We start from the raw sequence: 11,566 nt of genomic DNA on the forward strand, positions 1-11,566 counted from the left end.
TATATAAAATTATCTATTTCCTAAATTATACAACCTTATAAATGACTCTTTATTAATTTCATTGGGAGAGACAAGCAATAAATTATTTTTATTCAAAACTTGCTGTAATTCTTGATAAGATACAGGATTATTAAATAATTCTGTATCACTAAATCTAATCGCCATAATATTTCCACTTTTTTTATCTTTTGGTATATTTTCAACATTACTTAATTTATAAACTCCTAGTCTTTGAAAACGTTGGTAAAGTTCTTTAGGTTTACCAATAATTACCTCATCTACATATGAACAAGCACGAATATGACCAACATTTTGGAAACCTTTACCTTTACCTTCATGTTGAGTCTCACTAACATACCAGAGAATTCGACAAGGGGAATTTAACCCCCTGTCGTTTTTAACAGATCGATAATAAACTGCTTCACGATTAAATGCTAATTCTGGTTTAGCTCCAAATCCATCCAAAGGAAGCATTTGATTCGCTAAATGTTCATCAAATAAACATGAAGCCCATCTAGGTTGAATAGGGATAATAAAGGTAGGAATTTCAGAATCAGTAATTTTTGCAGGAAAAAGAAATCGTTCAATATCTACTGCTGATTGAGCATCTATAACTAGAGTTTCATTATTAAGGTTATTAGCAAGTTCTCGAATAAAATTATATTCTTCTCCAAAATTAGAGACTAAGCTAGTAATATACTCCGATAATTCGGAGGAAGTTTTTACAACCGATAAATTTGCTTTCAGCCACCCATTCAGAACCTTTACAAAAGCATCTTCTTGAATAGCTTCGGTAACAGCATCTTCTAGATATGGGTCAGTTATTCTTGTAAAATGTCGCTGTTCGCTAGCAGATTTTAATATAGATTTAAAAATTATATGACGTGCAAGAGTAGACGAAAGATTATGATTTCCAACTCGAAGTATCGGGATTTCTAGTTCCTGTTTTTTCTGTCTTCCATACACAATTAAAGCAAGCAGATTATCTTTTTCTCTCACAACAACACATTCAAATTTATCAGGTTCTGCTAAATAGCGTCGTAATTGCTGTTGAAATTCTGCTTTATTTTCTGGAATTGTAGAGTTATAAAAATAATTAGCTAAAACATCTTCTTGTCCACTTTTTACCTGTATTTCTTCCAAAGAAGTACCAGAAAGACGTATAGGTTGATAGTCAGGTTTATCCCTCAACTCATCCATTTGCAAAATAAGTTCTTCAGGATAAATAACTGATAGCCTAAATTGTTCATAAATTACATCTGCTAAATCTAATAATTGTTTATCTCTAGTTAAAAATACATGAGATTCAGATGTGATACTCCTAGCCAGATAACGTAAGTTATATTCATCAATTATAAAGTTATTTATTCTGATTATTTTTTGCAGAAGATTAAGATTATCTTCCAATCTGTGATTATTACAAGGTAAGCAAGTAAATGATTGTGCAAAATAACGCTGACTATCCCTCTCTTGAATGTTATCAATTCGGTTAATTTGATTAAAAATTTCATCATTGATGCACAAATTTAATTCAGTCTGTACCCAGTCAGCTAATAATATATTCTCCTCTCCGCTATCAATATTTTCAGTATTTTCCTCTGTATATAAATCACAGAAAATATCAGGAGCAATCATTGCACACAACTTAGACTCAAGTTGCTGCTGAATTATTGTAGAAAATAGAGGAAGAGGATTGTGTTCTAACACCCAAATAGTAAGTTTCTTATTTTTAGCCTTGGCTTCTACATCCAATGTGGGAATAAAGCCAAAGCTTGACCACATCCCTTGTAGGTTATAATCCCGACGGCACTTTAGCTTAATTCCGCGAGAAGATGTTGTTATTTGCTTGAGGTGTTCGACAAGTTGTTTGGCTACTCCCTTACCCCGACAATCTGGATCGATACATAGATGAGCAATCGCAAACCAGTCCCGCGAACGTCGGTATAACAGATATCCAACGCAGCTACCTTCAGAATCAAGCGCTACAAGGATTTGACGACGCGCTGCATGTTCCTCAAATGCTCCTTTGGGAAAATTACCAAGTGTTTTTGAGTTAGCTCGCCACAGTTTTCTGACCGTTTCTAAGTGTGGAGAATGGTTATCTATCGCTTCAATTTTGATTTGTGCGTCAGTTGCCACTTTTGGTTGCCTTGAACAGTTATTTTTAGCTTTCTGATTTAATGGTAAATCCCTGTTTGTTTTCAGTGTGGTTTTTTACACACTCCACATTTAATTTGGTGATGGAAACGTGTTATTACTGGTAAAATTAACTGATAGCAATTTTGATATCAGCATGAGCGAACCCCTGCCAAAAAGCCAAATGCTTCGCGTTCCTACTGCCCTAATTCCAGCAGTCCGCGAATTATCCCGGTTGCATCGAGAAGGATATACAACTGCCCTCCTACAAAGCCTTCAGGATGTTATTGCCGAAATTGATAGCAAAAATGATATCAACTCTCTTCCCACAAATACCAAGCACCTGGAAGAAAAATTAGATCGACTCGAAACTCAACTCAAAAGCGATCGCCAAACCCTACTGCAAAAGTTAGAAAAAATCGAAACGGCAATTCGTACCACCCGAAACAGCCAAAACTCAAGAAATCGCTCCAATTCCTACAACCCGCACCATCAACCAACAGTCGAACTGGAAGCCTTCCCAGCAGAAAATTTAGCCAAGCGACTGGGGTTAACCGCAGCAACACTTGAAAGCGAACGGGAAAAACTCACCACCGCAGAATTTATCAGTTATACCCGCAACCGTGACCCGCGTTCGTTTGGGTGGGAATATCGCTCGGATGGATTTTACCATCCCATCGGGCAATAATAAAAATATTCAAAGACAAACTATATATATTGATATGACACAAATATCCCACCCACGACGCACCCGCATCTTGCCACCATCCCCCATACCAGCAGCCGAAAAAAATCATCGCCAACAACAACGAGATGCCCTAGCTGCAAGGTGTCGTCCCATTTTTGAGCGCTTGCGTCCCCAACTCATCGAAGCACATTACAATTGGCATATTGCCATCGACCCCGACACGGAACAGTATCTCCTCGACCCCACACTTTTAGGGATAACCCAAAAAATCCGTGAAGTTTACGGCAACACTGACGAGGTAAAACTAACAATTTTCCGGCTCAACGATACGGGAAGCTGCGGCAGATTATGGGTGTAGGTTCGTTTGGAGACAACGGCGAGCTATACTTTGAAATTCAGCTTGTAGCCGTATCGGGTGAGGAGTTTTTCGTTGAAGCCCTGTTTGATACCGGATTTACCGACGGATGGTTAGCCATCAATACCCAAGACCTGGAAGCCTTGGGATGGTCGCTGCTAGTCTCACAGGTTGAGATGACGACAGCAAGAGGGGACGCACGGTTTAACATCCACGAAGGCAAAGTAATTATCGATGGCATTGAAATCATCATACCTGTTCACGTTGGCGACGATATTCCCGATACCATCATGGGTTCGTTGTGGTTGGATATTATGGAGTTGGTTGTCAATAAACCGAGAGGAATATTAACGCTTGAAATGCTCTCAAGTGACACATAACTGGTAAATATCGTTCTCTGCGATCGCCGAAATCATATTTATCGGTTTCGCCCCAAGTTGTGTGCGTATTACCTTTAAAAGCACCCTTGTATTAAAGAAATGTAAACTCTTACTTGACGAGTAGCGATTGTGATGGGTCTTGGTGAGAGAATTACTATCTAGAATAAAAGTTCTAAAGAGCAAATGTCCTTGCTGCTCTCGTATGGTGAATCTCAAAGTCTAAGATTAACGTCTCCGGTGCCGTTGAATCAGCATCCAGCATCTGTATATTTGGCATCTTTGAGTGAGGGGTCGTTGCCAACGATGCAGCAGACTTTAAATGCGATCGCATACTTGCTAACAAATGGTGAATGTGATGCATCTACGTTAAATTGGGCGGCATTGCGGTATAAACATACTTCGGCGATACGTACAGTTTTGAAACAGAAATATGCTCCAGCGACGGCGAATAAAATGCTGTGTGCTTTGAGGAGGGTACTAAAAGAAGCAGTTCGGTTAGACTTGATTGACCCCCTCGACTATTCTAAAGCTGTGGATTTTCAAAGTATAAAAGGTAATTCCTTACTTAAAGGTAGAGCTTTAAGTAAAAATGAGATTAGCAATTTAATTGATATTTGTAAAGCTGATTTGACACCCAGTGGTGCGAGGGATGGGGCGTTGATTGCCATACTGCGCGGTGCTGGATTGCGACGGGCTGAGGCGGCTAGCCTAGAATTGAAGGACTTTAACCCGGAAATTGGCGCGTTGTCAGTGCGGCAGGGTAAAGGTGGGAAGGATAGGTTGGTTTATTTACCCCAGAGTGCAATCTCATTGGTTAAAACTTGGATTGAAGTTAGGGGTGATGAACCAGGATCATTGTTATGTCCCATCCGCAAGGGTGGAGAAATGCAACTGCGGCAGATGTGCCCGGATGCGGTATTAAAAATTGTGCGGCGCAGGGCAAAACAAGCTGGTGTAGAATCCTTTAGCCCCCATGATTTTAGGCGGACATTTTGCTCGGATTTGTTAGATGCTGGGATTGATATTGTCACCGTGCAAAAATTAGCAGGTCATGCTTCTGTGGAAACCACCGCTAGATACGACCGCAGGGGTGAGGAAGTTAAACGTAAAGCCGTACAAAAATTAGATTTTTAGCGTAGCTATTTCACTGGATATATGTAGGAACTGCAAACAAGCCAATTTTGAAACCACATTAACTGCAAATAAAGGGTGTCTCAAAACCATCTCCCATTTATTGGACATGGACGCACAAAGTAAAAACCCCACGCATTCACGGTGGGGTTCTGAGGTTTTCTTGTGATTGGTACAAGAACACTATTAAGTAGGGAGAATAACAAGCGATTCAGTTCAGTTCTGTGGGAAATGTGGGGGTGATGGGTGCGATAGGCTTCCAGTCCTGTATAAAGCGATCGCTCGGAGATTTATCGCCTGTTTCCCCCAGAACTGTTATAGACATTAGATTTTGTAGCTATTTAACGGGATGGTATTTGCCATCTTTGTTGTTATACCGCCACTTGCGTTTAATCGGATCGCGATCGCAACACCAGCTTTCAAATTGTTCTTGGCTCCAGGTTGCACGATTTTCTTGTACTGTGGGGACATTACTACCAAGCCTAAGAGCAAATGTTTCTTCATCGAGTGGTTCGATTTGTGGTGGTGGAGCATGGTAATTTGCAGCGTAACTCGAACGACTCCGGGATTTTGATGCGTTAATACTACTTTGCATCTGCATCAATGCACCCTCAAACTTTGCAAGTTTGTTGGTTAAGGCTTCAAGTTTAGCTTCAACACTCGTTAATCTGGTTTCCTGTTGGGGATTTGTACTACTTTGATTTGGATTATCTTCGTTGATGCTTTCTTGAAAACGGAAAAATTCTTCTTCCAACTGGTATAGACGAATTTCTACACTATTTTCTACACCAGGAACATTGCCTAAAACGTGGTGTAAGCCCTGAATGACTAAATCTGTGGCGGTGGTGTTGAGTTCGACTGCTTTGGCTCGAAGGGCATCTGCTAAGGGTTTGGGCAGTTTGAAGTTAATAGATTCGCGCTCGACTTTTGCCATGTCTACACCCGGTTATATACGCTTGTGTAGATAGTTTAGAGCTTTAAGCAAGACATCGAGCAAGAGAAGTGATTTTTCTTTAACTAATGAACTTTTGCAGTGTAGTTAATTGGAATTGCTCAACCCATTTTTTAGTAGTTTGTTGCCAGCCTCAAAAGCTTATCTGACAAGTATCGCCTTTGGCTATTGAACAACGTTTTACTTACGCTTTACAGTAATTCTGCTGATTGTCGAAGTTAATTTTGTATTAAAATCTGGAATATTTAATACTAAGGGTGTATAAAAATCAGAATACAGGTTTTTTATTTACCTAGTTATTCCACAGGACTTCTCAGGTCAAAATTTGCGAGGGCGATCGCAGATGCTAAATGGCATTTTGACAACCTGGCTGGTGCAGTGACCGGACATGATATTATAGCAACACAACTGGGATGTGTACTTGAAAATTCTCAAAATCCTTATCTGTAGTCAAAATACTGTAGCCACGATTGACTGCGGCTGCACATATCAAAAAATCCGTATTTGAACCTTGAACACCATTACTACGACAGGTGTTAAAAAACTCAGCCGCTAGTTCATAATCTGCTATAGTCAGTTCTAAATTTGGAAAAGCACGGAGATAATCTCGCAATTTCGTAAACTGCTCAATATGACGGATACCAGAAATAATCTCTTGACGAATAGCTCCCAATAAAACAACCCGTCCATTAGTAATCAAATCACGGAAATAATTGATGATATCTGCCGCATCATCTGGTGTATTTCGGCGTAAAGCGAGTGACCAAACAGATGTATCGACAATAACACTCATGTCTTTTGTCGCTGCTGTTTATAGTTGTAATCAGATTCGTAGTCAATTGTGCCAAACAATTCCATAACTTGGAGTTGTTTGCGACGTTGAATATACTCGTGCAAAGCAGCTTCAACGACTGCACTACTGCTTTGGTAATTACCTAAGGCAAGGGCTTCTTGGAGAAGACTTTCATCTATTTGGAGATTATTTTCTGGCATTATTTAACTCCAACAGAGGTGATAAATTGATGATACTTTACATTAGAGAAAATACACATCCTTATCTATTATAAATAAGTTTTGCGGTAATTCTCCCTCTTCCCATTTTTTTGCTTGATATTCCATAAAAGTAGTAGCAGGTAGTAGGAGAACCTAAATCAGAACCTAAATCAGAACCTAAAGAAGGTACTCGTTCTGAGTTTTATTACGGCAAGTTCCAAACTCTAATTCCCCTCAACACTGGTATTGTTTGAAGTCCTACACGCCGACTAATAGATTTTCTGAAAATAGTTAATTTGTATTCGTAGAGTTTACGGAATAAACTTTTTAGCCATGTATAAAAATGGTAATGCTTTTTCATACATTACTAAACTATGAATTTTACAGGGGAAATAAAAATGCGATCGCCGACTCCAAAACAACGACGACAAGAGTTAATAGATACATATGTTTTATCACGTCGTAGCATGATGATGCTAATGGCTGTAGCTGCTACTCCGGGTATAGAAATGTTACTGTTCGGTGGGAATAAACCCTCACAAGCTAGTGCAACAGGTAATTCTGAAAATTGCAATCCGGGTTTGGAAACTTTACTATCCAATGAAAATCAACCCTCAAAACCTAAACCACCAAAGAATCCCAACATTCCCAGCTTACCTCAAAAGGATACAAAAGCAACTCAACAAGAACGCCTGCTTCAGTTGGGCAAGGCTCGCGAAGAATACCAGACAGGGTTACGGCTACCGAACTCTGCAAAGGTGAAGACTTTACCCCCTCAAGAAGCATTTTCAGAAAAATATAACAATAATCGAGTCATCTTATCGGACAAAATAGCAGCCAATCAACAAGCATTTCTCAGCAATCCTCAACCTTTTCAAAGCTTCGATGACTACGCGGCGTTGTTTCCCGTTTTGCCATTACCAGGTATTGCTAAAACCTTCCGCAACGATGATGTATTTGCGCGACAGCGTCTTTCTGGCTGCAATCCCATGGAACTGAAGAACGTTCTCAAACTGGGTTACAGTCTTCGCGATAAAATGGGGATAACGGATGAAATCTTTCAAGCTGTACTGGGCGCGACAAGAGGCAGAAAACCAATTAATAATAATCAGAATCTCAACAGCGCTATTCGAGAAGGGAGTTTATTTGTCACCGACTATGCGGTACTTGATAGCGTGACACCGAAGGAAAAGCAATATTTGTGCGCCCCCATTGCCCTCTATTATGCTGCAAGGATTCGCGGCGATTTTCAGTTAATCCCCATTGCTATCCAGTTGGGACAGGTGCCAGGAGAAAGTTTACTTTGCACACCTTTAGATGGCGTAGATTGGACTTTAGCCAAATTAATTGCCCAGATGGCTGATTTCTACGTTAATCAGCTGTATCGTCACTTGGGACAGACTCATTTGATAATAGAACCAATCGCCTTAGCAACAGTACGCGAACTAGCTGCTCGCCATCCCGTCAATGTACTCTTAAAACCTCATCTTGAGTTTACAATGGCAATTAATAGCCTTGGTGATCAGGTGTTGATTAATCCGGGAGGAGCGGTAGATATTATCTTACCGGGCACTTTGGAAAGCTCACTCAAACTCACCGACAGAGGGGTATCTGACTTTTGCAACAACTTCAGCAACTTTGCACTCCCTACTAATTTACGTCAGCGCGGTGTTGATAATTCTTCGATTCTGCAAGATTTTCCCTATCGAGACGATGGCTTGCTCGTCTGGAATGCCTTAGAAGAATATGTGAGTAAATATATCGGAATTTACTACAAATCCAACCGAGATATCCGCGAAGATTTCGAGCTACAAAAATGGTTCCAAGCTTTACGGAAACCCGTTAGCGAAGGTGGTTTTGGTATAGTTTCATTACCAGCAAGCTTGACGAACCGCGAACAATTGATAAATATTTTGACAATAATTATTTTCACCGCAGGCCCGCAACACTCAGCGATCGCTTGGACTCAATATCAATATATGGCTTTTATTCCTAATATGCCCGGAGCGCTTTATCAGCCTATTCCCACAACCAAAGGAAAATTTGCAAATGAAAATAGCCTCACGAATTTCCTACCTGGAGTCAAGCCAAGCCTTACTCAAGTCCAGTTTATGTCGTTAGTTGGTACCAAGCGCGACCCTAAGGCATTTACAGACTTCGGTACAAATAGTTTTCAAGACCCTCAAGCCATTAGGGTTCTCAGAGGTTTGCAGAATCGCTTAGAGTCAGTAGAAAAACGGATTAAAATACTTAATAAACGTCGCCAAGAATGCTACCCTGCTTTTCTACCCTCTCGGATGTCGAATAGTGTCAGTGGATAGGAATTGTCAAAGTTTTAAACTAGTAGTTCACCAAGGAAACTTTGAAGGGTCGATTTATTTTATTAACACTCCCTGATGCCTGACTTCCACCCATAATTTTGGGGTTGGTAGACTACTAGGCTCTATGTAAATTATGTTATTATTCGGGTAAAATGTACCAATAATATTGGAGTTTACCGTACCTTGAATTCACCCTATTTTCTTGGTCGGTATTCATCAATAATTAAGTGATAAAAACCGAATTTACACTACTTTTAATCATCATTAATATAAGAATCAAATAAATAAACTAAAACCTCGAACAAACAGACAAAAGCTAGGAGTTAAATATATGGCTATTGCACGTTATAGCCTTTCCTAGGCTACTGAGGTACGCATAAACCTTTCCAACTAGGAATAAGCCGCTAAAATGTACTTCACTAGGTTGGGAACCGCTATACAATCCTTGGGCTGAATTTAATACTATTCAACGTCAACTTGACAGTCTATTTACAGATTTACAAGCACCCACATTTAGAACTCCCGCAGCCGAATTAACAGAAACCGAAGATGCACTACACCTAAAACTCGAACTTCCTGTTGTGGAAGCAAAAGATGTAGATATTGAAGTTACCGCCAATGCTGTAAAAGTAGTAGCAGAGCGTAAAATCGAACATAAAGAAGGTACTCGTTCTGAGTTTTACTACGGTAAATATCAGCGTGTAATTCCCCTGAAAACAAAAGTTCAAAATACCAATGTTACTGCTGAATATAAAGACGGCATTTTGAATTTGACATTACCAAAAGCTGAGGAAGAAAAAAACAAAGTAGTGAAAGTCAACTTGGAACAACATTAAGGTTTCCCTCTCTTTGTAATGAACTGTTTTTAGTTGACAGAGTGATGTGTCAGCCTGGTTGTTGAGCCAGCCGCGTGCGGGGGTTCATCCCGTTGTACGGACTGGCGTTGAGTCAACTGGGCTTTTTTGTGGTTATTAACCTTTATCTAATTTGCTGCTAGGAAACACCGAGAAACGAAACTGCAAACAATGAATGTGCAATGATTACGGGTATATTAGCTGTGCCATTTGTCAAGCCATAAATTTGAGAAATTGCTGCTCCTGTATGAAAAATAGATAACGCAATTAATCCCGGTTGCAATACTTTTATATCGGTTACATTCATCATTAACAAACTCAAAACACCGAAAGCTAAAGCACCACATCCAATTATCCGCAATAAAGAAATCGCTAAGGCACTATCTTTAATAATTAGAGTGGGAAAAAACAGAAATACAATGCCTACTCCCACTTCAAAAATAGTATTGGCAATCAATAATATTCGCATAAATTTATTTTTGATTAGCTATTTTAATACTTTTATTAATCCAAATCTGGCAGTGCTTCCCTTGGTAATAGCACGCGAATGGTACGGGCTTGTCTGGGTACTCGCTCAATTAATCCCAGCTTTTCCAAAGTTACCACCATATTGTGTACTGTAGGTGGTGTTGTCTTAAAATAACGTTGCATATCAGCCTCAGATGGTGGACAAGCATTGAGCTTCGTGTAGTAGTAAATAAAAGCTAAGTATTGTCCTTGTTTTGCGGTATATTTGCGTTCCATTAATCTGTCCAACAAGCACGATACTCCTACTCCATCACCATTCTTCCATCAATGCATCATTCATCCGTTTCATTTCTTCATCAGTCATTTCTATTGCGTGAAACCCTGCTTGCACTACTTCTTGCACTTTGGCTGGCAGCGCTTCAAATTTATCGACATCAAGTATAGAAATTCGACAGCCAACATAGGGCATAAAGTCAACAAACGGCTGCATTTTGTATTTGATGAGTAGTTTAGAAATTAGGATGATGGGTTGGTTAGGTTTGTCGTTGTCTGAAGCACTGTTAATTTCCCCTGCAAAATATCCACACAACCAAGCTAAGGTGTCGATGTCTTGAGTTAACACTGCAACAGCACCATCTAGTACACGCTTATTCATCTTGACGGGTAAATTGTCAAATATTTGGTCGAGGGCTTTAGGATTACGCTTTTGAGCATGACGCACTGCTTGCTCGACTAATTTATCGATTTTGGTTGGTTGGGGTTTGAAGCCTTGGGGCATATAGCGGTTCCCAACCTAGTGAAGTACATTTTAGCGGCTTATTCCTAGTTGGAAAGGTTTATGCGTACCTCAGTAGCCTAGGAAAGGCTATAATACTTACTGGTTGGGAGCAAGGCAATTGTAGCAGGATGATTACTCAGTGCTTGTTTGGTTGTGATAATTGCAATACTTCTTTATGCTAATATGTCACTATTTCTAAGACTCAAAATTGAAAAATTAAAATGATTTTTATTGCTTTTTTTTTCTATAAAAATAAAAACAATCTTGTTATAAAACTACAATTGTAATCTCTGAAAGCCTTACTAAATAAGAGTTACGCCTTAAATAACTTATCATTTAAATATACGAAATATACATTATAAAAAATGAAATAGTTTGGAAAACTCGTAACTATAATAATCTTCCAGATTATTTTTACACAAATCCTAATTATCTTTTCTTAATATTTGCTTAACAATTTATTAATAATTTAAATCACAAGTGTTAATCAAGCGACATTTAACATACTTC

13 protein-coding genes are annotated in these 11,566 nt (G+C 39.3%); 6 read left to right on the forward strand and 7 right to left on the reverse strand.

Annotated features, from left to right (window positions below; translation table 11 throughout):
- Positions 1–9: 9 nt before the first annotated feature.
- Positions 10–2,139, reverse strand: a complete 2,130-nt coding sequence (locus tag VB733_RS24210) for a GNAT family N-acetyltransferase (RefSeq protein WP_323342611.1) — start codon at positions 2,137–2,139, stop codon at positions 10–12.
- 154 nt (positions 2,140–2,293) lie between these two features.
- On the opposite strand from VB733_RS24210, the gene VB733_RS24215 reads away from it, so the two are divergent.
- The 4 genes from VB733_RS24215 (at position 2,294) to VB733_RS24230 (ending at position 4,693) form a co-directional block, all read left to right on the forward strand.
- On the forward strand, positions 2,294–2,824 hold the full coding sequence (locus VB733_RS24215) for a hypothetical protein (RefSeq protein WP_323342612.1): 531 nt from the start codon (positions 2,294–2,296) through the stop codon (positions 2,822–2,824).
- Positions 2,796–3,182 carry a hypothetical protein gene (locus tag VB733_RS24220; RefSeq protein WP_323342613.1) on the forward strand — a complete coding sequence of 129 codons (387 nt, stop codon included), beginning with the start codon at positions 2,796–2,798 and terminating at the stop codon, positions 3,180–3,182. The genes VB733_RS24215 and VB733_RS24220 overlap by 29 nt, the downstream gene beginning before the upstream one ends.
- Positions 3,173–3,559, forward strand: coding sequence for an aspartyl protease (locus VB733_RS24225; RefSeq protein WP_323342614.1), 387 nt, complete (start codon positions 3,173–3,175; stop codon positions 3,557–3,559). The genes VB733_RS24220 and VB733_RS24225 overlap by 10 nt, the downstream gene beginning before the upstream one ends.
- A 183-nt stretch (positions 3,560–3,742) precedes the next feature.
- On the forward strand, positions 3,743–4,693 hold the full coding sequence (locus VB733_RS24230; protein WP_323342615.1) for a site-specific integrase: 951 nt from the start codon (positions 3,743–3,745) through the stop codon (positions 4,691–4,693).
- A gap of 334 nt (positions 4,694–5,027) precedes the next feature.
- Here the strand turns inward: VB733_RS24230 and VB733_RS24235 are convergent, their stop codons facing one another.
- The 3 genes from VB733_RS24235 to VB733_RS24245 all read right to left on the reverse strand — a co-directional run bounded on the left by VB733_RS24235 (position 5,028) and on the right by VB733_RS24245 (position 6,635).
- Positions 5,028–5,624: a hypothetical protein gene (locus tag VB733_RS24235; RefSeq protein WP_323342616.1), complete on the reverse strand. Its 597-nt coding sequence runs from the start codon at positions 5,622–5,624 to the stop codon at positions 5,028–5,030.
- A 412-nt stretch (positions 5,625–6,036) separates the two neighbouring features.
- Entirely contained in the window at positions 6,037–6,435 is a 399-nt protein-coding gene (locus tag VB733_RS24240) for a PIN domain-containing protein (protein ID WP_323342617.1), read from the reverse strand.
- Entirely contained in the window at positions 6,432–6,635 is a 204-nt protein-coding gene (locus VB733_RS24245) for a type II toxin-antitoxin system VapB family antitoxin (protein ID WP_323342618.1), read from the reverse strand. Before VB733_RS24245 ends, VB733_RS24240 begins: the two co-directional genes overlap by 4 nt.
- 374 nt (positions 6,636–7,009) lie before the next feature.
- Between VB733_RS24245 and VB733_RS24250 the strand changes: the two genes are divergently transcribed.
- Entirely contained in the window at positions 7,010–8,956 is a 1,947-nt protein-coding gene (locus VB733_RS24250) for a lipoxygenase family protein (protein WP_323342619.1), read from the forward strand.
- A 464-nt stretch (positions 8,957–9,420) separates the two neighbouring features.
- Complete coding sequence (locus tag VB733_RS24255) at positions 9,421–9,792, forward strand: Hsp20/alpha crystallin family protein (RefSeq protein WP_323342623.1); 372 nt, start codon at positions 9,421–9,423, stop codon at positions 9,790–9,792.
- A 157-nt stretch (positions 9,793–9,949) separates the two neighbouring features.
- Here VB733_RS24255 and VB733_RS24260 read toward each other — a convergent pair whose 3' ends face one another.
- Genes VB733_RS24260 through VB733_RS24270 form a run of 3 tightly spaced genes read right to left on the reverse strand, consistent with a single transcriptional unit; the run spans position 9,950 to position 11,056 of the window.
- Entirely contained in the window at positions 9,950–10,279 is a 330-nt protein-coding gene (locus VB733_RS24260; RefSeq protein ID WP_323342620.1) for a hypothetical protein, read from the reverse strand.
- Positions 10,280–10,314: 35 nt separating this feature from the next.
- On the reverse strand, positions 10,315–10,569 hold the full coding sequence (locus VB733_RS24265) for a MarR family transcriptional regulator (RefSeq protein WP_323342621.1): 255 nt from the start codon (positions 10,567–10,569) through the stop codon (positions 10,315–10,317).
- A gap of 19 nt (positions 10,570–10,588) precedes the next feature.
- Positions 10,589–11,056: a hypothetical protein gene (locus tag VB733_RS24270; RefSeq protein WP_323342622.1), complete on the reverse strand. Its 468-nt coding sequence runs from the start codon at positions 11,054–11,056 to the stop codon at positions 10,589–10,591.
- Positions 11,057–11,566 lie beyond the last annotated feature (510 nt).

Origin of the sequence: Calothrix sp. UHCC 0171, from assembly GCF_034931845.1 — a bacterium.
Lineage (GTDB): Bacteria > Cyanobacteriota > Cyanobacteriia > Cyanobacteriales > Nostocaceae > Brunnivagina.